Origin of the sequence: Bradyrhizobium sp. 930_D9_N1_4, assembly GCF_052076015.1 — a bacterium.
GTDB lineage: Bacteria > Pseudomonadota > Alphaproteobacteria > Rhizobiales > Xanthobacteraceae > Bradyrhizobium.
The window spans coordinates 6,717,515-6,737,863 of the sequence record NZ_CP197236.1; the positions used below are offsets into that span (position 1 = coordinate 6,717,515).

Annotated in this window: 23 protein-coding genes; 17 read left to right on the plus strand and 6 right to left on the minus strand. The window is 64.4% G+C overall.

Annotated features, from left to right (window positions below):
- The first annotated feature begins 55 nt into the window (after positions 1–55).
- Genes AB7532_RS31925 through AB7532_RS31935 form a run of 3 tightly spaced genes read left to right on the plus strand, consistent with a single transcriptional unit; the run spans position 56 to position 3,601 of the window.
- Entirely contained in the window at positions 56–1,096 is a 1,041-nt protein-coding gene (locus AB7532_RS31925) for a branched-chain amino acid ABC transporter permease (RefSeq protein WP_441238632.1), read from the plus strand.
- A gap of 7 nt (positions 1,097–1,103) precedes the next feature.
- Positions 1,104–2,873: a branched-chain amino acid ABC transporter ATP-binding protein/permease gene (locus AB7532_RS31930; protein ID WP_441238633.1), complete on the plus strand. Its 1,770-nt coding sequence runs from the start codon at positions 1,104–1,106 to the stop codon at positions 2,871–2,873.
- On the plus strand, positions 2,870–3,601 hold the full coding sequence (locus AB7532_RS31935; protein ID WP_441238634.1) for an ABC transporter ATP-binding protein: 732 nt from the start codon (positions 2,870–2,872) through the stop codon (positions 3,599–3,601). Before AB7532_RS31930 ends, AB7532_RS31935 begins: the two co-directional genes overlap by 4 nt.
- A 152-nt stretch (positions 3,602–3,753) precedes the next feature.
- Here the strand turns inward: AB7532_RS31935 and AB7532_RS31940 are convergent, their stop codons facing one another.
- A complete protein-coding gene (locus AB7532_RS31940; protein WP_441238635.1) occupies positions 3,754–4,380 on the minus strand; it encodes a pyridoxamine 5'-phosphate oxidase family protein in 627 nt (208 codons plus the stop codon).
- 122 nt (positions 4,381–4,502) lie between these two features.
- Here AB7532_RS31940 and AB7532_RS31945 point away from each other — a divergent pair, with 122 nt between their 5' ends.
- Positions 4,503–5,387 carry a LysR family transcriptional regulator gene (locus AB7532_RS31945; protein ID WP_441238636.1) on the plus strand — a complete coding sequence of 295 codons (885 nt, stop codon included), beginning with the start codon at positions 4,503–4,505 and terminating at the stop codon, positions 5,385–5,387.
- A gap of 151 nt (positions 5,388–5,538) precedes the next feature.
- Here AB7532_RS31945 and AB7532_RS31950 read toward each other — a convergent pair whose 3' ends face one another.
- Entirely contained in the window at positions 5,539–5,958 is a 420-nt protein-coding gene (locus AB7532_RS31950; protein WP_441238637.1) for a PaaI family thioesterase, read from the minus strand.
- Positions 5,959–6,192: 234 nt separating this feature from the next.
- Entirely contained in the window at positions 6,193–7,362 is a 1,170-nt protein-coding gene (gene pobA / locus AB7532_RS31955; RefSeq protein ID WP_441238638.1) for a 4-hydroxybenzoate 3-monooxygenase, read from the minus strand.
- A 268-nt stretch (positions 7,363–7,630) separates the two neighbouring features.
- Here pobA and AB7532_RS31960 point away from each other — a divergent pair, with 268 nt between their 5' ends.
- The 11 genes from AB7532_RS31960 (at position 7,631) to AB7532_RS32010 (ending at position 17,262) form a co-directional block, all read left to right on the plus strand.
- Positions 7,631–8,647 carry a TRAP transporter substrate-binding protein gene (locus AB7532_RS31960; protein WP_441238639.1) on the plus strand — a complete coding sequence of 339 codons (1,017 nt, stop codon included), beginning with the start codon at positions 7,631–7,633 and terminating at the stop codon, positions 8,645–8,647.
- Between the two features lie 291 nt (positions 8,648–8,938).
- Positions 8,939–9,463 carry a TRAP transporter small permease gene (locus AB7532_RS31965; protein WP_441238640.1) on the plus strand — a complete coding sequence of 175 codons (525 nt, stop codon included), beginning with the start codon at positions 8,939–8,941 and terminating at the stop codon, positions 9,461–9,463.
- Between the two features lie 2 nt (positions 9,464–9,465).
- Complete coding sequence (locus tag AB7532_RS31970) at positions 9,466–10,785, plus strand: TRAP transporter large permease (RefSeq protein ID WP_441238641.1); 1,320 nt, start codon at positions 9,466–9,468, stop codon at positions 10,783–10,785.
- Between the two features lie 11 nt (positions 10,786–10,796).
- Positions 10,797–11,258 carry a DUF3237 domain-containing protein gene (locus AB7532_RS31975; protein WP_441238642.1) on the plus strand — a complete coding sequence of 154 codons (462 nt, stop codon included), beginning with the start codon at positions 10,797–10,799 and terminating at the stop codon, positions 11,256–11,258.
- 69 nt (positions 11,259–11,327) lie between these two features.
- On the plus strand, positions 11,328–11,624 hold the full coding sequence (locus tag AB7532_RS31980; protein WP_441238643.1) for a type II toxin-antitoxin system RelE/ParE family toxin: 297 nt from the start codon (positions 11,328–11,330) through the stop codon (positions 11,622–11,624).
- Positions 11,625–11,627: 3 nt separating this feature from the next.
- The gene (locus AB7532_RS31985; RefSeq protein WP_441238644.1) at positions 11,628–11,927 is read left to right on the plus strand and encodes an addiction module antidote protein; all 300 of its coding nucleotides are present in this window, start codon (positions 11,628–11,630) and stop codon (positions 11,925–11,927) included.
- A 182-nt stretch (positions 11,928–12,109) separates the two neighbouring features.
- Positions 12,110–12,919: a crotonase/enoyl-CoA hydratase family protein gene (locus AB7532_RS31990; RefSeq protein ID WP_441238645.1), complete on the plus strand. Its 810-nt coding sequence runs from the start codon at positions 12,110–12,112 to the stop codon at positions 12,917–12,919.
- Complete coding sequence (locus tag AB7532_RS31995; RefSeq protein ID WP_441238646.1) at positions 12,916–14,799, plus strand: feruloyl-CoA synthase; 1,884 nt, start codon at positions 12,916–12,918, stop codon at positions 14,797–14,799. The genes AB7532_RS31990 and AB7532_RS31995 overlap by 4 nt, the downstream gene beginning before the upstream one ends.
- Before the next feature lie 25 nt (positions 14,800–14,824).
- A complete protein-coding gene (locus tag AB7532_RS32000; protein WP_441238647.1) occupies positions 14,825–15,586 on the plus strand; it encodes an SDR family NAD(P)-dependent oxidoreductase in 762 nt (253 codons plus the stop codon).
- 13 nt (positions 15,587–15,599) lie between these two features.
- The gene (locus tag AB7532_RS32005; protein WP_441238648.1) at positions 15,600–16,031 is read left to right on the plus strand and encodes an acyl-CoA thioesterase; all 432 of its coding nucleotides are present in this window, start codon (positions 15,600–15,602) and stop codon (positions 16,029–16,031) included.
- A 79-nt stretch (positions 16,032–16,110) separates the two neighbouring features.
- The gene (locus AB7532_RS32010; protein WP_441238649.1) at positions 16,111–17,262 is read left to right on the plus strand and encodes an ABC transporter substrate-binding protein; all 1,152 of its coding nucleotides are present in this window, start codon (positions 16,111–16,113) and stop codon (positions 17,260–17,262) included.
- A gap of 274 nt (positions 17,263–17,536) precedes the next feature.
- Here the strand turns inward: AB7532_RS32010 and AB7532_RS32015 are convergent, their stop codons facing one another.
- Positions 17,537–18,265 carry a glutathione S-transferase family protein gene (locus AB7532_RS32015; protein WP_441238650.1) on the minus strand — a complete coding sequence of 243 codons (729 nt, stop codon included), beginning with the start codon at positions 18,263–18,265 and terminating at the stop codon, positions 17,537–17,539.
- Positions 18,266–18,298: 33 nt separating this feature from the next.
- Entirely contained in the window at positions 18,299–18,559 is a 261-nt protein-coding gene (locus AB7532_RS32020; protein ID WP_441238651.1) for a hypothetical protein, read from the minus strand.
- A 112-nt stretch (positions 18,560–18,671) separates the two neighbouring features.
- Here AB7532_RS32020 and AB7532_RS32025 point away from each other — a divergent pair, with 112 nt between their 5' ends.
- Entirely contained in the window at positions 18,672–19,370 is a 699-nt protein-coding gene (locus tag AB7532_RS32025; RefSeq protein WP_441238652.1) for a helix-turn-helix transcriptional regulator, read from the plus strand.
- Between the two features lie 16 nt (positions 19,371–19,386).
- On the plus strand, positions 19,387–19,710 hold the full coding sequence (locus AB7532_RS32030) for a YkgJ family cysteine cluster protein (protein WP_441238653.1): 324 nt from the start codon (positions 19,387–19,389) through the stop codon (positions 19,708–19,710).
- 55 nt (positions 19,711–19,765) lie between these two features.
- On the opposite strand, the gene AB7532_RS32035 is transcribed toward AB7532_RS32030, so the two are convergent.
- Positions 19,766–20,164, minus strand: a complete 399-nt coding sequence (locus AB7532_RS32035) for a hypothetical protein (RefSeq protein ID WP_441238654.1) — start codon at positions 20,162–20,164, stop codon at positions 19,766–19,768.
- Positions 20,165–20,349 lie beyond the last annotated feature (185 nt).

Genomic DNA, 20,349 nt, shown 5'->3' on the forward strand with positions numbered 1-20,349 from the left:
CATCCACCGCAATTGCGGAGAGCGGTCCCTGATCTTTGAGGGGGAGCGTCCGGTCTTGAATACCACCATCATGCTGTTCCTGGTGCAGGACGGCATCACCAATGGCGCGATCTACGCGCTGCTCGGCCTGGCGCTGGTGCTGGTCTTTGCCGTGACCCGCGTGATCCTGATCCCCCAGGGCGAATTCGTCACCTATGGCGCACTGACCTATGCCTCGCTGGCGGCGGGCCAGATGCCGGGCACGGCCAAGCTGGCGCTGGCGCTGGGCATCGGCGCCTTTGGCTTCGACCTTTTCGTGGCGCGCAAGGCGCTGCATGGGCGCCTGATCCTGCGCAGCCTCGTCACGAACGTCGTGCTGCCGGCCGTCGTGCTGGCGCTGACCGTCTATTTCGCTGCCCAGAAGCCGCCGGTGGCGGTCTCGATCGCCCTGTCGCTGGTGATCGTCGCGATGATCGGTCTCTATCTCTACCGGATCGCATTCCAGCCGCTGGCGCACACCTCGGTGCTGGTGCTGCTGATCGCATCGGTCGGCGTGCATCTCGCACTTCAGGGGCTGGGCCTGCTGTTCTTCGGCGCCGAAGGCCAGCGCGGACCTGCCGTGCTGTCAGGGTCCTTCACCGCCGGTGCGCTGCGATTCACCGGCCAGAGCATCACGGTCTATGCCATCACTATCGCCTTCATCGTCGGGCTCTGGCTGTTCTTCGGCCTGACGCTCTACGGCAAGGCGCTGCGCGCGACCGCCGTGAACCGGCTCGGTGCACGGCTGGCCGGCATCCGCACCACACTGTCGGGGCAGATCGCCTTCCTGCTGGCGTCCGTGATCGGCGCGCTGTCGGGCATCATGATCGTACCGATCACGACGCTCTATTACGACTCCGGCTTCCTGATCGGCCTGAAGGGGTTTGTCGCCGCGATCATCGGCGGCCTCGTCAGCTACCCGCTCACTGCGGTTGCGGCGCTGGTCGTCGGCATCGTCGAGGCATTCTCGTCCTTCTACGCCTCCAACTACAAGGAAGTGATCGTCTTCATGCTGCTGATCCCCGTGCTGCTGCTGCGCTCGCTCGCCGCGCCCGCGGTCGAAGAAGAGAAGGACTGAGGCCAAGATGCAGAGCCGGCTTCCCATTCTCGTCTTCGCAGCCGTCATGGCGGCGATCCCGTTCGTTCCGGGCATGCCGCCGTTCTGGATCGTGCTGCTCGACAATATCGGCCTCACAGCCCTCGTCGCCATGGGCCTCGTGCTGCTCACCGGCGTCGGCGGCCTGACCTCGTTCGGCCAGGCAGCCTTCGTCGGCTTCGGCGCCTACACCACGGCCGTGCTGTCGACCGCCTATGGCCTGTCGCCGTGGCTGACATTGCCGCTGTCGCTCCTGGTCAGCGGATTGCTGGCGGTGCTGCTCGGGCTGATCACCGTCCGCCTCTCCGGCCATTATCTGCCGCTCGGCACGCTCGCCTGGGGGCTCGGCCTGTTCTACCTCTTCAGCAAGCTGGAGTTTTTGGGACGCAACGACGGCATCTCGGCGATCCCACCGCTGTCGATCGGCACGTTCAAGATGCTCTCGCCCGGCTCGATCTATTACGCGATCTGGATCGCGGTGATCGTCTCGGCCCTGCTGACGATGAACCTGCTGGACTCCCGCACCGGCCGCGCCATCCGCGCGCTGCGCCGCGGCCATGTCGCAGCGGAAGCGTTCGGCGTGCACACGCCGCGCGCGAAGCTGCTGGTGTTCATCCATGCCGCGGTGCTCGCCGGCCTTTCCGGTTGGCTCTACGCCCATCTCCAGCGCGCGGTGAACCCGACGCCGTTCGGCGCGCATATGGGCATCGAATATCTCTTCATCGCGGTGGTCGGCGGCGCCGGCTATGTCTGGGGCGGCGTACTCGGCGCGGCGATCGTCGTGATCCTGAAAGAGGTGCTGCAGAGCTACCTGCCGCTGATTCTGCCCGGCTCCGGCCAGGTCGAGACCATCGTGTTCGGCATCATGCTGGTGGCGCTGCTGCAGCTTGCCCCCGGCGGCCTCTGGCCCTGGCTGATATCGTTCCTGCCCGAGAGAGCCGGCGGCAAGAAGCCCGACACCTCGCTGAAACTGGAGCAGCGCACGCGATCCTCCGACGAGGCCAGCGTCCTGCTCCAGGTCGAGAAAGCGCGCAAACAATTCGGCGGCGTGATTGCCGTCAACAACGTCTCGTTCGACGTTCAGGCCCGCGAGATCGTTGCATTGATCGGACCGAACGGCGCCGGCAAGAGCACGACCTTCAACCTGATCACCGGCGTGCTGTCGGCGACCTCGGGCTCGGTCTCGGTGCTTGGCAAGAAGGTCGACAACGCGCCGCCGCAGGAGATCGTCAAGCTCGGCATCTCCCGCACGTTCCAGCATGTGAAGCTGGTGCCAGACATGACCGTGCTGGAGAACGTCGCGATCGGCGCGCACCTGCGCGGTCATTCCGGCCCGATTGCCTCGATGCTGCGGCTCGATCGCGCTGACGAGGCGAAACTGCTCGCGGAAGCCGCCCGCCAGATCGAGCGCGTCGGGCTTGCCGACCAGATGCATCAGCTCGCCGGCTCGCTCTCGCTCGGCCAGCAGCGTATCGTCGAGATCGCACGCGCGCTCTGCGTCGATCCGATGCTGCTGCTGCTCGACGAGCCGGCCGCGGGCCTGCGCCACATGGAGAAGCAGCGGCTCGCAACCTTGCTGCGCGAATTGCGCGACGGCGGCATGAGCGTGCTGCTGGTCGAACACGACATGGGCTTCGTCATGAACCTCGCCGACCGCATCGTGGTGCTCGATTTCGGCACCAAGATCGCGGAAGGCACGCCCGCCACGATCAAGACCAATCCCGAAGTGATCAAGGCCTATCTCGGAGTGGCGGCATGAGCGCGCTGTTGTCCGTCACCGACGCCCATGTCGCCTATGGCAAGGTCGAGGCGGTGCGTGCGGTCTCGCTCGAGGTCGGCGCAAACCAGATCGTCACCATCGTCGGCGCCAACGGCGCCGGCAAGACCACGCTTCTGTCGGCGATCATGGGGATTTTTCCGCTGAAGGGCCGCGTCGCCTTTGCCGGCCAGGATCTCGCCCGGCTCGACATCGAGGACCGCGTCGCGATGGGCCTCGGCCTCGTGCCGGAGCACCGCGAATTGTTCGTGACCATGAATGTCGAGGACAATCTCGAGCTCGGCGCCTTTCGGATCGAGCGGAGCAAGGCGAAGGCCTCGATGGAGCGGATCTACGGCCTGTTCCCGCGGCTGAAGGAGCGGCGCAAGCAGCTCGCCGGCACGCTCTCCGGCGGCGAGCAGCAGATGCTCGCGATGGGCCGCGCGCTGATGGGCGAGCCGAAGCTTCTGATGCTGGACGAGCCGAGCCTCGGGCTCGCCCCGATCATCGTCGCCGACATCTTCCGTATCGTCACGGAACTGCGCGCCAGCGGCGTCTCGGTGCTGCTGGTGGAGCAGAACGCGCAGGCCGCCCTGAAGATCGCGGACCAGGCCTATGTGATGGAGCTCGGCGAGTTCGTGCTGAGCGGCAAGGCCAGCGACATCGCCGCGAACGAGCGCGTTGCGGCAAGCTATCTCGGCTTCCAGCACGAAGGCGCGACTGTGATCTGATTTCGAGACCCCTCGGCATATTCACTGTCATCGCCCGCGAAAGCGGGCGATCCAGTATTCCGAGACGATCATGATTGAACCGAGAGGCCGCGGCGTACTGGATGCCCCGCCTGCGCGGGGCATGACAGCGAAGAACGCAGCGAGATCTGCGCCTAAAGCCCCGCCGCCTTCTCCCCCTTCAGCGCTGCGACCTCCGCTTCCAGCTCAACGATCCGCTGATCCCGTGACGCCAGAGCTGCTGCGACGTCGCCCGCGTCGAACTTCTGCGGGATGTGCTGCGGGCAGTTGGTGTCCCACGCCGCGATCTTGAACAGGATCGCCTGTTCCGGCCGGGCGCGATAGCCCTTCGGCATCAGCGACGAGGTCAGCGCGTCATCGTCCTCGACCACGCTCGCTTCGCCCCAGATCTTCACCCTGCGGCGATGGGCGTAATCCATCACGAAGATGTACGCCTTGGGGTTCTCCGACAGGTTTCCCTGCGTGACGTATTGCCGGTTGCCGGCGTAGTCGGTGAAGGCCAGCGTCTGCTTGTCCAGCACCTTCAGGAAGCCCTTCGGACCACCGCGATGCTGGATGTAAGGCTGGCCATCGGCCGAGGCCGTCGCAAAATAGAAGCTGTTGGCGTCAGCCAGGAACGCCGCGAGGTTCTCATCGACCTCGGTGCGCCATCCCTTCTGCTCGGCATGGGCGTAGCCCTCGCGCGATCCCTTTCGGGTCTGGATCGATTTCACCGCCGGCGAGAAGGCGACATCGCTGGCGTAGGTGTGAACTGCGGTCATCGGAATATCTCCTGGAATCCCGGCGCAATGCTGCGTCTTTCGCCAGGTAAGATGGACCTTCCCGCCGCTAAAACAATCTAGCCGCTTGACACTTCATCATTGCAATATATGCAATAATCCCCATGGACCGCCTTGAAGCCATGCATGTCTTCGTCACCGTCGCCGATCTGCGCGGGTTTGCGCCTGCCGCGCGCAAGCTGCGGCTGTCGCCCTCGGCGGTGACGCGGCTGATCGCGGCGCTGGAGGAGCATCTCGGCGCCCGGCTGCTGCAGCGGACCACGCGGCAGGTGAGGCTCACCGACGTCGGCACGCGTTATCTGGAGCGGGCACGCCGCATCCTCGCCGATGTCGAAGAGGCCGACGGCTCGGCGCGCGAGGAGCGCAACCGGCCGAGCGGACGGCTGGTGATTTCGGCGCCGGTCGGCTTCGGCCGGCTGCATGTCGGGCCTGTCATGACGGACTATCTCAAGCGCTATCCCGAGGTGGCCTGCGAACTCAGACTATCCGATAACCTCGTCAACCTCGTCGAGGACGCGGTCGACGCCGCCGTGCGGATCGGCCATCTCGCCGACTCCTCGCTGGTCGCGCGCCAGGTCGGCGAGATGCGGCGGATCGTGGTGGCGACACCTGGATATCTCAAGCGTCATGGCGAGCCGAAGACGCCGGAGGACTTGCTGGAACATCAGACCATCCTGTTCGGCCCTTCGATCGCGTGGCGCTTCCTGCGCGACGGCCAGGAGATCGAGATAACGCCGACGCCGCGTTTCACCAGCAACAGCGCCGATGCAGCGCTGCAATATGCCGAAGCCGGCGGCGGCGTGACGCGGGTGCTGGCCTATCAGGCCGCCGAAGGGCTGAAGCGCGGACGGCTGAAAATCGTGCTGGCGAAATACGAGCAGCCGGCGCTGCCGATCCACATCGTCTACCCGACCTCACGCCTGCTCTCGGCGAAGGTGCGCGCGTTCATCGATCTCGTGGTGGAGACGGCGGCGTGGAAGTTCGGGTAGGTCTCGTGCCCCGGACGCATCGCAGCACGTAGTGATGCGATGCAGAGCCGGGGCCCAGAAAGCCAAGAAGATGGTTCGGATAGATGGGTCCCGGCTCTGCGGAGCGGCACTTCGCGCCGGACCGCGTCCGGGACACGAAAGAGCGAGCACGTCACCCCTTCTTCGGCACCACCCGAAACGTCCCGCTCGCCCGCGCGATTACGGCGTCGTCGGCCCTGATCAGGCACTGCGCGAAGCAGATCGTCTTGCCGGTCCTGATCACGTCGCTCTCGATCGAACACCACTGGCCGATCTCGGCGGAGCCGACGAAATCGACCGAGAGCGAGACCGTCACGAACGACGTGGTCCAGTTCGTCACAAGCGCGCAGCTATAGCCCATGGCGTTGTCGGCGAGCGCCGTGATGAGACCGCCATGAATCAGGCCACGGCCGTTGGTATGGGGCTTGGCCAGCCGCAGGCCGATGATGACGGCCTTGTCGGTGTTCTTCGCATAAAGCGGCTCCCAGGGCTCGGTGAGCGGGCTCTTGCGAAACAGCGGTTCGAAGCCGGCGGGGATATTGGTGTCGGTCATGGGGATCTCGCGTTGCGGGTTGCCGGCATTGAACGCGATGTGGATGACAGTTTCACCGCCTACAAAGTTTTAAACGGGATTTGCGCGGGTGTTTGAAACGGGCGGTGGCGCCGCCTCACCACAACTGTCATCGCCCGCGAAGGCGGGCGATCCAGTATTCCGAGACGGTTGTGGTTCAATCGATGGGCCGCGGCGTACTGGATGCCCCGCCTTCGCGGGGCATGACAGCGAGAATCAAAACGGCAACCCCACGTAATTCTCCGACAGCGACGTCATCGCCGCCTGCGACTGCGTGACGTAATCGAGCTCGGCGACCTGGATCCGGGCGCCGATGCTGCCGTTGTCCGGGAATTTGTGCAGCATCGAGGTCATCCACCAGGAGAACCGCACGGCCTTCCAGACGCGCGCCAGCGCCTTGGCGGAATAGGCGTCGATGCCGGCGTTCGATTTCTCGTCGTAGAATTCGCGCAGCGCGCCCGACAGATAATGCGCGTCGCTGGCGGCGAGGTTCAGGCCCTTGGCACCGGTCGGCGGCACGATATGGGCGGCATCGCCGCACAAGAACATCCTGCCGAAGCGCATCGGTTCGGCAACGAAGCTGCGCAACGGCGCGATGCTCTTCTCGATCGAGGGACCGGTGATCAGGCTGTCGGCGGCTTCCTGGTCGAGCCGGCGCTTCAGCTCGTCCCAGAAGCGGTCGTCCGGCCATTGATCGACATGGTCGTCGAGCGAGCACTGCAAATAATGCCGGCTGCGCTTCATCGAGCGCATCGTGCAGAGCGCAAAGCCGCGGGTGTGGTTGGAATAGATCAGCTCATGGCTGACCGGCGGCGTCTCGGACAAGATGCCGAGCCAGCCGAACGGATAGACCCGCTCGAATTCCTCGATCGACGCAGCCGGGACGCTGGCGCGGCTGATGCCGTGAAAGCCATCGCAGCCGGCGATGAAGTCGCAATCGAGCGTGTGGGTGACGCCGTCCTTGACGTAAGTGGCGCGCGGGTAAGCACCGTCGAAATCGTGCGGCTGCACGTCCCTGGCCTCATAGACGGTGGTGAGGCCGGCCGCCTTGCGGGCATTCATCAGGTCGAGCGTGACCTCGGTCTGGCCGTAGATCATGACCGTCTTGCCGGTCGCAGCCTTCATGTCGATGCGATGACGGCGGCCGGCAAAGGCGAGCTCGATGCCTTCATGCACCAGCCCTTCGGCATGCGCCCGCGCGCCGGCGCCGATCTGGTCGAGCAGTCCGACGGTTCCTTCCTCCAGCAGGCCGGCGCGGATGCGCCCGAGCACGTAATCCGGGCTCTGCCGTTCGAGGATGAGATTGTCGATGCCGTACTGGTGCAGAAGTTGCCCAAGCAACAATCCGGCCGGCCCGGCCCCGATGATTGCGACTTTTGTCCGCAATACTTGCTCCTCCCGATCCTGTAGGCTTTCGTCGCGGCGCGCTTGTCGCGGTCATCCGCGCACGATAATTATATCATATAACGGTTGGGCAAAAGGGGGAGTGCGCGTCGCCGCTCACAGCGACAAATCCTTGCAACATGGCTGACGTAGACGACGCGGCGGCACGCCGCGCCAGTTCCGGCTTGAACCCGCCGGCCAATTAGATAACATGTTAATTAATGAGGCCGGGCCAACGAAGCCCGCCGTCGAAAAGAGGGAGAGACGCGTGATGAGGAAAGCCTGTCTGGCGCTGCTGCTGGCAGCGAGCGTGAGCCCTGCCTTGGCGCAGGACAAGACCTTCGATTTGAAGGTTTCGCATTGGGTGCCGGCGTCGCACCCGCTGCAAAAGTCCCTGGAAGACTGGGTGGCCGCGGTGAACAAGGATTCCGGCGGCACCATCACGGGCAAGGTGTTTCCGGCCCAGCAACTCGGCAAGGCTTTCGACCATTACGACATGGCGCGCGACGGCATCGCCGACGTTACCTATGTCAATCCCGGTTACCAGCCCGGCCGCTTCCCGATCATCGGCGCCGGCGAATTGCCGTTCCTGGTCTCGGACGCCAAGGGCGGATCGATGGGCCTGGATGCCTGGTACCGCAAATATGCCGAGAAGGAGATGAAGGACGTCAAATACTGCCTCGCCTTCGTCCACTCGCCCTCCTCCTTCCATTCCAAGACCAAGAAGATCGTGGTTCCGGAGGACGTGAAGGGTATGAAGATCCGCCCGGCGCACGCCACCATGGCGAACTTCGTCACCTCGCTCGGCGGGACCAATGTGCAGTCCTCCGCGCCCGAAGTGCGCGACATCATCGAGCGCGGCGTCGCCGACGGCGTCACCTTCCCCTGGGGCTCGCTGGTGCTGTTCGGCATCGACAAGGTCACGAAGTACCACATGGAGGCGCCGCTCTACGTCACGACCTTCGTGTTCGTGATGAACAAGGACAAGTACAATGCGATGTCCGACAAGCAGAAGGCCGCGATCGACAAGAACTGCTCGACCGAGATGGCCGGCGTGGTCGGCGAGCACTGGGGCAAGTTCGAGGACGCCGGCGTCGACAAGGTGAAGGCGGAAGCGGGGCACGAGGTCTACAAGCTGACGGCCGAGCAGACCGCCACCTGGAAGAAGGCTGCCGATCCGCTGGTCAAGACCTGGGGCGAAGGCGCCAAGAAGGCCGGCGCCGATCCGGATGCCGCGCTGACGGAGCTCAAGGCGTCGCTGAAGAAGTACAACGCGCTGGCGGAGTAGCGCCGGGACGGAAGGAGCACGGCGGCGAGGAGCATCTCGCCGCCGTTGTTCTGCAAGCGGGTCGGAGATGTAAGGAGCGCACGCCGCCTCTTCTCCCTCTCCCCGCCTGCGGGGAGAGGGTTGGGGTGAGGGGGAGTCTCCGCGGGGACAGTGACAGCTGGACTCGCGGAGAGTCCCCCTCACCCGGAATCCGCGCTTACGCGCGCATTCCGGCCTCTCCCCGCAAGCGGGGAGAGGCGAAGTGGGCAGCGGGGATCAGGATCGATCAATGACATCACGCAGGACACACCCATGAAGCGCTCCTGGATGGACCGCGTCATCGATTCGATCGAATGGATCGCGGCCGGCTTCGTCGGCATCGTCGCGCTCGACATTTTCCTGTCGGTGCTGCTGCGCAACACGTTGAACTATTCGATTCCCGACAGCTTCGACATCGGCCGGATGCTGCTCGGCATCCTCATTTTCTGGGGCATCGCCGCAACCTCCTATCGCGGCACCCACATCACGGTCGACCTCGTCTGGGGCAATGTCGGGCCGCGCCATCAGCGCTGGATCGACGTGTTCGCAACCCTGGTGCTGCTGTTCGTCGTCACCGTGCAGACCTGGACGCTGTTCGACAAGGTGCGCGGCACCTACAACGACAATGTCCTGACCTTCGACATGCATATGCCGACCTGGCCGTTCTTCGCGGTCGCCTGGGTCGGTGACGTCTGCGCCGTGCTGCTGATCGCGATCCGCACCTACCGGCTGATCTTCCATCCCGAAGACATTCACGATTCGAACTTGCACGATCCCAAATTGAAGGCGACGGAGTAATCATGAGCACCGATGCCGTCGCCGTACTCGGCTTCGTTTCCCTCTTCGTCCTGATGCTGTTGCGCGTGCCGGTCGGCATGGCCATGGGCCTCGTCGGCGTCACCGGCTTCGCCTATCTCGTCAACGGGACGGCGGCCCTGAAGCTTGTCGGCCAGACCTCGATGCGCACGGTCACCGACTACACTTTCGGCGTCATCCCGATGTTTTTGCTGATGGGCTCCTTCGTCAGCAATTCCGGCATGAGCCGCGAGCTGTTCCGCGCCGCCAACGGTTTCGTCGGGCATCTGCGCGGCGGGCTCGGCATCGCCACCGTCGGCGCCTGCGGCGGCTTCGCCGCGATCTGCGGCTCGTCGGTTGCGACCGCCGCGACCTTCTCCGCCGTCGCCTATCCCGAGATGCGCCGCTTCGGCTATCCGCAGTCGTTTGCGACAGGCGTGATCGCAGCGGGCGGCACGCTGGGCGCCATGCTGCCGCCCTCCACCGTACTCGCGGTCTACGGCATCATCACCGAGCAGGACATCGGCAAGCTCTTCATCGCCGGCATCATCCCGGGCCTGCTGGCGATGAGCATGTACATGATGACGATCTTCCTGATCGGTTATTTCCGCCCCGACTTCCTGCCCAAGGGCAAGGTGTTGCCGTGGCGTGAGCGCTTCGCCGGACTGAAGGAGATCTGGGCGCCGGTGCTGCTGTTCGTGTTCGTGATCGGCGGCCTCTACGGCCTGCCCTTCCTGCCCCGCTTCACCCCGACGGAAGCCGGCGGGGTCGGCGCCGCGGGCGCCTTCATCATCGGCGTCGTCACCGGCCGGCTCGACCGCGAGAAGATCCTGGCTTCGCTGCTTCAGGCCACCCGCACCGCGGCGGCCGTGTTCACCGTGCTGATCGGCGCGCTGATCTTCGGCTATTTCCTCACGGTGACGCAGACCCCGCAGAAGGTCACGGAATTTTTGACCGGCCTCGGCCTCGGCCCCTACGGCGTGCTGGCGCTGATCATGGTGATGTATCTCGTGCTCGGCTGCCTGATGGACGCCATGGCGATGATCATCCTGACCGTGCCGATCATCTTCCCCGTGATCACGCATCTCGGCTTCGATCCGATCTGGTTCGGCATCATCATCGTGATGACCGTCGAACTCGGCCTGATCCATCCGCCGGTGGGGATGAACGTCTTTGTCATCAAAAGCGTGGTGAAGGACGTGTCCTTCTCCACCATCTTCAGAGGCGTGATCCCGTTCGTCGCGACCGACCTCGTGCGGCTCGTGATCCTGATCGCCTTCCCGCTGCTGGCGACCTGGCTGCCGACACGCATGATGGCGCATTGAGAGGTGAAGCGATGACCACGCCGACGCTGGAGACCAAATACGTCTTCACCATCACCGCTGAAATCGGCGACGTCGTCACCGCCGGCGAGACTGGCATCGGTGTCCGCCGCATCATTCCGATCCTCGGCGGCGAGGTGAAGGGCGCGATCTCAGGCAAGGTGCTGCCGTTTGGCGCAGACTTCCAGACCATCCGCCCCAACGAACTGATCGACCTCGAAGCCAAATACGCCTTCGAGACCGACGACGGCGCGGTTGTCTATGTCGAGAACAAGGGCATGCGCTTCGGCCCGGTCGAGCTCTTGCAAAAGCTCAAGCGCGGCGAGCCGGTCGATCCGAAGCTGATCTATTTCCGCACCGTGCCGAAATTCGAGACCGGGCACGCGAAGTACCGCTGGCTGATGGAGCACATCTTTGTCGGCTCGGCCGCGCGGCATGCGGATCGGGTGGTGATCGACGTGCACCAGGTGGTGTGAGGCGTCGCGAGCCGCCATAAGGCCTGCGGATCCATTGACATTGCGCCCGTTGTAGCGTATACGCTACAAATGCCGACGATCAAGAGAACAGACGAATTCTCTGACTGGCTCAAAGACCTGCGAGACCGGAGAGCGAAGGCAAAAATCCTTGCCCGGATCGATCGCCTTGCGCTCGGCAATCCCGGAGACGTTGCGCCGGTCGGAGGTGGCATCAGCGAAATGAGAGTCCATGAAGGCGCCGGATACCGGATCTACTACGTTCCGCGGGGCGAGGAGATCGTCGTTCTTCTTTGCGGCGGTGACAAAGGCTCTCAGCAAAGGGACATCGCGTTGGCGAGGAAGATCGCGAGTGAATTGGAGGACTGAGCGATGGCAAAGGTGAAATCATTTGATGCTGCGGAGTACCTCGACAGCCCCGAGATGGTTGCGGCCTATCTCACCGAAGCCTTCGAATCCGACGATCCGTCCGCAATAACGATGGCCATCGGCGCGGTAGCCCGCTCCCAGGGCATGGGCGCCATTGCCGAAAAGGCAGGTCTATCCCGTGAGAATTTGTATCGCTCGCTCGGCGGCGACGCCAAACCCGAATTCGGCACCGTAATAAAAGTTCTCCATGCCATGGGCATCAATCTCGTGGCGCAGCCCCAAAGCGGAACGAAGGCAGCGTAGCGGCCGGAGGGCATCGTCGTCCGCAATATCCATCCCAATCTTCCGCATCCGGCATTCGGGTACAGGCTCTGCACCCGGACTGTCCTCCTTTTGCGGGACCATGCATCGGCTTCCCCGCGGTCAAGCCATATTGACTCCCTCAGAATTCGTTATACAACATAACTATTCTGATAAGGACGCAAATGACACAGGGAAACGCCGAGACCGCTGACGCGGGCGCCTCCGGGCTTTTGAGGATCGAGCGGGCGGACCGGGTTCTGACCGTGAGTCTGAACCGGCCGGCCAAGCGCAATGCGCTCAATGACGGCATCATCCTCGAAATCGGCGAATGTTTTGCGTCCCTGCCCGAGGACATCGGCGCGGTCGTGATCCATGGCATCGGCGATCATTTCTCCAGCGGCCTCGACCTGTCCGAGCTCCAGGACCATGACGCCACCGGCGGCCTCTTGCATTCTCAAATGTGGCACCGGGTGTTCGACCGCATCCAGTACAGCCGCGTGCCCGTGATCGCAGCGCTCAAAGGCGCGGTGATCGGTGGCGGGCTGGAGCTTGCCTGCGCCGCGCACATCCGCGTCGCCGAGCCCTCGACCTACTTTGCGCTGCCGGAGGGGCAGCGCGGCATCTTCGTCGGCGGCGGCGGCTCGGTGCGACTGCCGCGGCTGATCGGGGTCGCCCGGATGATGGACATGATGCTGACGGGCCGCGTCTATACCGCGACCGAAGGCGCTTCCTACGGCTTTGCGCAATATCTGACCGAGACCGGCAACGGCCTTGGCAAGGCGCTGGAGCTTGCGACCAAGGTCGCCTCGAACGCACCGCTGACGAACTTCGCCGTGATCCAGGCGCTGCCGATGATTGCGGAGGCCAATCCGCAGACCGGCCTGCTGATGGAATCGCTGATGGCGACGGTCGCGCAGAGCGACAAGGAAGCAAAGCGCAGGATCCGCGAATTTCTCGAGCACAAGACCGCCAAGGTGAAGCCGAAATCATGAGCGCGCAGCCGTCCTCTTCCAGCATGGAGCGCGGCGCGAGCACTTTCCCGCTGCGGCCGATCTCGTTCGGTGATCCCGTCATCGACATCGACCGTCGCGACGACGGCACGATTTACCTGCGGCCGAGACAGCCGCTCGGCGACTTTCCCGTCCGCATCACCGACCGCCTGCATCATTGGGCGGCGACGACGCCCGACCGAATCTTCATGGCGGAGCGCGAAGGCGGCCGCGGCTGGCGCAAGATCACCTATGCCGAGCTGCTCACCGCGAGCCGGCACATTGCCTCAAGCCTGATCAAGCGCGGCCTGTCGGCGGAGCGGCCGGTCGTCATTCTCTCCGGCAATTCGATCGACCACGCTTTGCTCGCGTTCGGCGCGTTCTATGCCGGCATTCCGTTCTGCCCGGTGTCGCCGGCCTATTCGCTGGTGTCGAAGGATTACGGCAAGCTGTCTTACCTGATGAAGCTGCTGACGCCCGGCCTCGTCTTTGCGGAAGACGCCGGCAAGTTCGCGGATGCGCTCGCGGCCAATGTTTCGCTCGGCACCGAGATCGCGGCGTCCTACGGCCAAGTGCCGGGCCGCGATGTCACCCTGCTCGCCGACCTCATGGCGACGCCGATCCACAGCGATCTCGACGCGGTCCACGGCGAGATCGGCCCCGACACGATCGCGAAGTTCCTGCTGACCTCGGGCTCGACCGGCAATCCCAAGGCCGTCATCAACACCCAGCGCATGATCTGCGCCAACCAGGTGATGCTGCGCGAGACGCTCGCCTTCCTCAAGGACGAGCCGCCCGTCATCATCGACTGGCTGCCCTGGAATCACACTTTTGGCGGCAACCACAATATCGGGCTGACGCTCTACAATGGCGGCTCGATGTATCTGGACGCCGGCAAGCCGGTGCCCGGCGGCATCGAGGAGACCGTGCGCAATCTCCAGGAGATTTCGCCGACGGTGTATTTCAACGTGCCGAAGGGCTATGAATCGCTGCTGCCCTATCTGCGCGACGACCAAGGCCTGCGCGCGAAATTCTTCGATAGGCTGCATGCGATGTTCTTCTCGGGTGCGGCGCTGTCGCCGTTCGTCTGGAACAGCCTCGACGAGCTCGCGGTGAAGGAAAAAGGCTACCGCGTGCCGATGCTGACCGGCCTCGGCGCGACCGAGACCGCGCCGTTCTTCATGTCGGTCAATCCGCGCACCAGCCGCTCCGGCCATGTCGGACTTCCCGTGTCCGGCAACGACGCCAAGCTGGTGCCGAACAACGGCAAGATGGAAGTGCGCTGCAAGGGGCCGAACGTGATGCCCGGCTATTGGCGCCAGGACGACATAACCGCGAAATCCTTCGACGAGGAGGGTTTTTACAAGCTCGGCGATGCGCTCAAGCCCGTCGACCCCGATAATTTCAACGCCGGCTTCGACTTCGACGGCCGCGTCAGCGAGGACTTCAAGCTCGGCAGTGGCACCTGGGTCAGCGTCGGGCCGCTGCGCGCCCGCCTCACCGCGGCCTGCGCGCCACTGGTGCGCGACGTCGTCATCGCCGGCATCAATCGTGACGAGGTCTCTGCCCTCGTCGTGCTCGACCTCGACGGCTGCCGCCTGATCAACCCGACGCTGCCGACCGACGATCTCGTCGTCGCCACCCGCGACCGGCTGGTGCGCGAAGCGTTTCGCGAGCGCCTGACCGGTTTCCTCAGCCAGGCGACGGGATCCTCGACGCGGATCACGCGCGCGATCCTGATGGACTCGCCGCTGTCGATCGACAAGGGTGAGGTCACCGACAAGGGCTCGATCAACCAGCGCGCGGTGCTGGAGCATCGCACCGCATTGATCGACGAGCTCTACGCTGCCAATCCATCGGACCGTGTGATATCGGTCGGCTAAGAAATCATCGCACCAGGAGAACGCCATGTTGTTGAAGGATCAGGCAGCCATCGTCACCGGCGGTGCATCGGGACTGGGTGCTGCGACCGCGCGAAAGCTGGCGGCGCAGGGCGCCAGGGTCGCGGTGTTCGACCTCAATGCCAAGCTTGCCGAATCCGTTGCCGCCGAGATCAAGGGCGTGGCCGTGACCTGCGACGTGTCCGATGCCGCCTCCGCTGAAGCCGCGATCGCACAGGCGACCAAGGCTCTTGGCGCGCCGCGCGTGCTGGTGAACTGCGCCGGCATCGGCGTTGCAAAGCGCGTCGTCGGCCGCGACGGTCCGATGGCGCTCGCCGATTTCGACAAGGTGATCAAGGTCAATTTGATCGGCACTTTCAACATGCTGCGCCTTGCCGCGACCGAGATGTCGAAGCTGGAGCCGCAAGCGACCGGCGAGCGCGGCGTCATCATCAACACGGCGTCCGTCGCCGCCTATGACGGTCAGATCGGCCAGTCCGCCTATTCGGCCTCGAAGGGCGGCATCGTCGGCATGACACTGCCGATCGCGCGCGAACTCGCGCAGTTCGGCGTCCGCGTGCTGACCATCGCGCCCGGCCTGTTCCTCACGCCCCTGCTCGCCAACCTGCCGCAGGAAGCGCAGGACTCGCTTGCCGCCGCGATCCCGTTCCCGCGCCGGCTCGGCCACGCCGACGAGTTCGCCGCGCTCGCGCTGCACATGGTCGAGAATTCGTACCTCAACGGCGAAGTGGTGCGCCTCGACGGCTCACTGCGCATGGCGCCGAAGTAGGGACGCACGCCGCATGTTCGTGAACCGGCGCGACGTCCAGATCCAGTGGGGCGACTGCGACCCCGCCAACATCGTTTATTACCCGCGCTATTTCGCGATGTTCGACGATTCGACCTCGACGCTGTTCGAGGTCGCCGGCTTCTCCAAGCAGGATCTGGTCCGCAAATACGGCCTGGTGGGCATTCCCATGGTCGACACGCGGTCCAAATTCTACATCCCCTCGACCTATGGCGACTGGATCACCATCGAGACGAAGATCGAGAGCATCAAGCGCTCGAGCTTCGAGGTGAAGCACAACGTCTACAAGGGCGAGGCGCTGGCGATCGAAGGTTTCGAGACCCGCGTCCTGGTCGGCCGCGATCCCGTTAACCCCGACAAACTGAAATCGGCACCATTCCCGGCGGAAATGATAGCCAAATTCACGGGAAGCGAGATCCGGAGCTAAATCGCCGCATCACCAAAAGAGGGGGCTGAATTACCCCCCGATTTCTGCTTTCAAAGAAACACGTCAAGGGAGGAATTAAATGAAACGCTTTTACCTGACCGCCGCCATCACGGCGGCGACGCTTGCCCTGCCGGCCCTGCCCGCACTGGCCCAGACCGCCGAAGTCACCATCGGCATCACCACCACCACGACCGGCCCGGGTGCCGCGCTCGGCATTCCCGAGCGCAACGCGCTGGAGTTCGTGCCCAAGGAAATCGGCGGCGTGCCGCTGAAGGTGATCGTGCTCGACGACGGCGGCGATCCCACCACGGCGACCACCAACGCCCGCCGCTTCGTCACCGAATCCAAGGCCGACATCATCATGGGCTCGGCGCTGACGCCGCCGACGATCGCGGTCTCCAACGTCGCCAATGAAGCCGGCATCCCGCATTTCGGCCTGGCGCCGTTCCCGATCACCCCGGAGCGCATGAAGTGGTCGGTGGCGATGCCGCAGCCGATCCCGATCGTGGGCAAGGTGCTGTACGACCACATGAAGTCGAAGGGCGTGAAGACGATCGGCTATATCGGCTATTCGGATTCCTACGGCGACCTCTGGTTCAACGATCTGAAGGCCCAGACCGGACCGATGGGCATGACCATCGCCGACGAGGAGCGCTTCGCGCGCCCCGATACGTCGGTGACCGGACAGGTGCTCAAGCTCGTCGCCGCCAATCCCGACGCGATCCTGGTCGGCGCCTCCGGCACCGCAGCCGCGCTGCCGCAGACCGAGCTGCGCGAACGCGGCTATCAGGGCCTGATCTACCAGACCCACGGCGCTGCCAGCATGGACTTCATCCGCATCGCCGGTAAGGCGGCGGAAGGCGTGCTGATGGCTTCGGGCCCGGTGATGGACCCCGAGGACCAGCCGGACGAAGCCGCGACCAAGAAGCCCGGCCTCGCGCTCAACGCGGCCTATGAAGCCAAGTACGGCCCGAACAGCCGCAGCCAGTTCGCAGGTCACTCCTACGACGCCTTCGAGCTCCTCAAGCGCGTCATCCCGACGGCGCTGAAGACTGCAAAACCCGGCACGCCGGAATTCCGCGAAGCCATCCGCCAGGCGCTGCTGTCGGAGAAGGAAATGGCGGCGAGCCAGGGCGTCTACAATTTCACCGAAAAGGATCGCTACGGCCTCGACGAGCGCTCGCGCATCCTGCTCACGGTGAAGAACGGCAAGTATTCGCTGGTGAAGTAGAAGCGGCGACAGGTTTGAGACGACGAGAGCCGGCCCTTGGGGCCGGCTCTTTTGTTTGTGCGGTTGATCGCAAGCTGCCCCCCGTGGGGTCCTGCGCCCCCTCTCCCGGCTTGCGGGAGAGGGATGGGGAGAGGGTGTCTCCGCGTAGGGATCATTCGAGGTTTGCGGAAAAATTCCCCCAGAGGAGAGAACCCTCACCCGCCACGCTCTGCGAGCGTGTCGACCTCTCCCGCAAGCGGGAGAGGTGCACCGAGCCCGGGGGCTACACCAAGCGCTAAGCCGCCTGCCGCTGCGGCATCCAGGCGAACTCCGGATAATACGCGTCCATCATGCGATCGACGTAAGCCGTGAGATTCGCAAATCCCTCGGCGCGCTGGCGCAGGCCGGATTCGAAGAACGGCGTCAGGATCCCGGCGAGCGCGCCGAAGGCGGTGGCATCGACACCGCAGGGCCTGTTGCCCATCAGATAGGCCTTGTCGCCGAGCTGCACCGAGAGCGCAAACAGCGACCGCACGGCGAGATCGACATCGTCATCCGGCCCGTGGCGGCCGAGGCCGGAGAGCAGATAATTCTCGGCGACGCGGAACTGCGCATCCTCGCGCAGCTTCTCGCGGGTGTGCTCCGGCGCGCCGTCGAAGAAATGCGCGGGCCCCTTGGCGAAATTGACCGGATCGACCCAGCGCGCCCCGACCAGCGCAAAATAGACGTGATGCTCGATCATGCGCTCGAACGCCCAGGCCTGCGCGCGCTCGGCCAGCGACAGGCCGGCGTCGAAATCAAAGCCGTAACGGCGCTCGATATGGGCGCGGATGAAGGTGGAATCGGCCACCGCCTCGCCGCCATCGTCGATGAACGGCAGTTGCCCCTTGGGCGAAGCGGGCGGCATCGCACGCTCCTTCCGATAGGGCAGTCCCGCCATCTTGAGCTGCACCTCGGTCTTGGTGACGAAGGGGCTGATTTCCGGCAGGCCGAAGCCGGCGCCAAAGCCGTAAAGCGTGATCATGCGAACTCTCCTGAACCTGCGAAGTTGGGGAAACTAGTGACCGGCTGCTGCCACCATGGTGGCAGCAGCCGTGATATCTTCTGCGAAACGGGCCCCTCGCCAGGCGCGGGCCATGACACTGCGGGCCAGCGCGTCCGCCCCCTGGGACAGCGAGCGTGCCACCACGCTTGCGAGGGCAAACCGGAGGTCGACGGCCATGAGATCGAGTGAGACGAGGCGGCCGAACGCCGACGCGGACCACGCCTGTGCCCGCAACATCGGAATGGCCGGGCCAAAATGGGTTGGAATGATCATGGACAAATCCTCTTCAGTCGATGTGTTGTCCCGGTATAGAACCCCCCTGCTGCCAACATCCTGTCAGCAGTCGCGCGCCGCTTTCTGATCCGCCCCCGATAAGAGAATTGTCATGAGACGCGCCGACCGGCTGTTTCAAATCATCCAGGTGCTGAGACGCACGCGTAAGCCGCTGACCGCGGACGCGATCGCAGCCGAGCTCGAGACCTCGAAACGCACCATCTATCGCGACATCGCGACACTGATGGGCCAGCGCGTGCCGATCCGCGGCGAAGCCGGCATGGGCTACATTCTCGAGAAGGGTTTCGACCTGCCGCCCTTGATGCTGACACCCGACGAGATCGAGGCGGCGGTGCTGGGCGCGCAATGGGTCGCCGGCCATGCCGATTCCGCGCTGGCGCGCGCGGCCGAAGATCTGATGGCCAAGATCGCCGACACCGTGCCCGAGCGCCTGCGCCCCTTCGTGCTGGAGCCGGCCAGCCGCGCGCGGCCGAGCTGGAACAGGGAACCTGACCGGCTCGACATGGTGCGCACGCGCACCCAGATCCACGAAGGCAAGAAGATCATGCTGCGCTATCGCGACGAGCAGGGCCGCCCCAGCGAGCGCATGATCTGGCCGATCTCGGTCGGCTATCTCGAAGCGGTGCGCCTGCTCGCGGCCTGGTGCGAGCTGCGCGGCGACTTCCGCAGCTTCCGCACCGACCGCGTGGTGGATGCGAACTATCTCGACGACAGATACCCGGAGCGGCGCGACGTGCTGCGCGCAAGATGGCGGCAGAGCCTGGTCTGGGGCCCGCCCAAGGACACGTGAAGGATACCTGAGCGCGATGGAAGAGACCTCCCCCATCGATCTGTCGAGCGTCTGCCAGGGTTGCGGCGCGTGCTGCGGCTATTCGGAGAACTGGCCGCGTTTCTCGATCGAGAGCGACGAGGAGCTGGCGCTGATTCCGGAAGCGCTGGTCAACACACGCCAATCCGGCATGCGCTGCGAGGGCGATCGATGCTCGGCGTTGCGTGGAGAGATCGGGAAGGAAACCGCCTGCGGCATCTATCAGGTGCGGCCTGACGTGTGCCGCACATGCATGCCGGGCGACGCCGAATGCGCGATGGCGCGGCGGAAATTCGGACTGCCTGCGATCGTTAGCGCATGATCCGGAAAAGTGTGCAGCGGTTTTCCGGCAAGATCATGCGCCGACAAGAAGTCGCTTAAGCCGGCACGGCTTCGCCGATCTCGTCGTCGATCTCGTCGTCAATCGGTGCGAGCACCGAGAGCGGCTTGGTCGACAGCGTGATCGGCTTGCGGCCACCCGACAGCGACGGCGACGATTTGGCCGAGCTTTCGCGCGACAGCGCGTAGAGCGTCGAGCCGACACGGCCACCATTCTCGATCAGATCGCGCTCGTTGCAGCTGCCTGCGATCGCGACGGCCAGCGAATGCAGATGGCTGCGGCGATAGCAGAACAGCGCCAGCATGGCGCGGACGTCCGGAGTAACAGTCTCAACCAGCCTCGGCAGACCGCTTTCATTGGCGCGATACATCTCGCCAAGGAGTTCGTCGCGGACCGGGCAGAAATCGCTTTCAAAGGCGTCGCGGCTTGAAAACATTGCAGTTCTCCCTCGACACGGAAGATGCAGCGCAATTCTCTAATGAAAGGTTAACCACCCTGGGCGGTAGTCACCCGGGGTCCTTGCGCGTGGGCCGCGAATCGGAGGCGGTGCGGTGGGTCGTAGGCGGGTTGGCGACGTGCTTGTGGCCATCCTTCGAGACGCCCGCCCTTGGCGGGCTCCTC

What these genes read in the sequence shown, in the direction of transcription:
- AB7532_RS31995 (WP_441238646.1), top strand. Translation starts at nt 12,916, where the DNA reads ATGAGCGCGCAGCCGTCCTCTTCCAGCATGGAGCGCGGCGCGAGCACT.
- AB7532_RS32030 (WP_441238653.1), top strand. Translation starts at nt 19,387, where the DNA reads ATGGAAGAGACCTCCCCCATCGATCTGTCGAGCGTCTGCCAGGGTTGC.
- AB7532_RS31975 (WP_441238642.1), top strand. Translation starts at nt 10,797, where the DNA reads ATGACCACGCCGACGCTGGAGACCAAATACGTCTTCACCATCACCGCT.
- AB7532_RS32015 (WP_441238650.1), bottom strand. Translation starts at nt 18,265, where the DNA reads ATGATCACGCTTTACGGCTTTGGCGCCGGCTTCGGCCTGCCGGAAATC.
- AB7532_RS31930 (WP_441238633.1), top strand. Translation starts at nt 1,104, where the DNA reads ATGCAGAGCCGGCTTCCCATTCTCGTCTTCGCAGCCGTCATGGCGGCG.
- AB7532_RS31940 (WP_441238635.1), bottom strand. Translation starts at nt 4,380, where the DNA reads ATGACCGCAGTTCACACCTACGCCAGCGATGTCGCCTTCTCGCCGGCG.
- AB7532_RS32025 (WP_441238652.1), top strand. Translation starts at nt 18,672, where the DNA reads ATGAGACGCGCCGACCGGCTGTTTCAAATCATCCAGGTGCTGAGACGC.
- AB7532_RS31965 (WP_441238640.1), top strand. Translation starts at nt 8,939, where the DNA reads ATGAAGCGCTCCTGGATGGACCGCGTCATCGATTCGATCGAATGGATC.
- AB7532_RS32000 (WP_441238647.1), top strand. Translation starts at nt 14,825, where the DNA reads ATGTTGTTGAAGGATCAGGCAGCCATCGTCACCGGCGGTGCATCGGGA.
- AB7532_RS31985 (WP_441238644.1), top strand. Translation starts at nt 11,628, where the DNA reads ATGGCAAAGGTGAAATCATTTGATGCTGCGGAGTACCTCGACAGCCCC.
- AB7532_RS32035 (WP_441238654.1), bottom strand. Translation starts at nt 20,164, where the DNA reads ATGTTTTCAAGCCGCGACGCCTTTGAAAGCGATTTCTGCCCGGTCCGC.
- AB7532_RS31960 (WP_441238639.1), top strand. Translation starts at nt 7,631, where the DNA reads ATGAGGAAAGCCTGTCTGGCGCTGCTGCTGGCAGCGAGCGTGAGCCCT.
- AB7532_RS32010 (WP_441238649.1), top strand. Translation starts at nt 16,111, where the DNA reads ATGAAACGCTTTTACCTGACCGCCGCCATCACGGCGGCGACGCTTGCC.
- AB7532_RS31945 (WP_441238636.1), top strand. Translation starts at nt 4,503, where the DNA reads ATGGACCGCCTTGAAGCCATGCATGTCTTCGTCACCGTCGCCGATCTG.
- AB7532_RS31980 (WP_441238643.1), top strand. Translation starts at nt 11,328, where the DNA reads ATGCCGACGATCAAGAGAACAGACGAATTCTCTGACTGGCTCAAAGAC.
- AB7532_RS32020 (WP_441238651.1), bottom strand. Translation starts at nt 18,559, where the DNA reads ATGATCATTCCAACCCATTTTGGCCCGGCCATTCCGATGTTGCGGGCA.
- AB7532_RS31970 (WP_441238641.1), top strand. Translation starts at nt 9,466, where the DNA reads ATGAGCACCGATGCCGTCGCCGTACTCGGCTTCGTTTCCCTCTTCGTC.
- AB7532_RS31935 (WP_441238634.1), top strand. Translation starts at nt 2,870, where the DNA reads ATGAGCGCGCTGTTGTCCGTCACCGACGCCCATGTCGCCTATGGCAAG.
- AB7532_RS32005 (WP_441238648.1), top strand. Translation starts at nt 15,600, where the DNA reads ATGTTCGTGAACCGGCGCGACGTCCAGATCCAGTGGGGCGACTGCGAC.
- AB7532_RS31950 (WP_441238637.1), bottom strand. Translation starts at nt 5,958, where the DNA reads ATGACCGACACCAATATCCCCGCCGGCTTCGAACCGCTGTTTCGCAAG.
- AB7532_RS31990 (WP_441238645.1), top strand. Translation starts at nt 12,110, where the DNA reads ATGACACAGGGAAACGCCGAGACCGCTGACGCGGGCGCCTCCGGGCTT.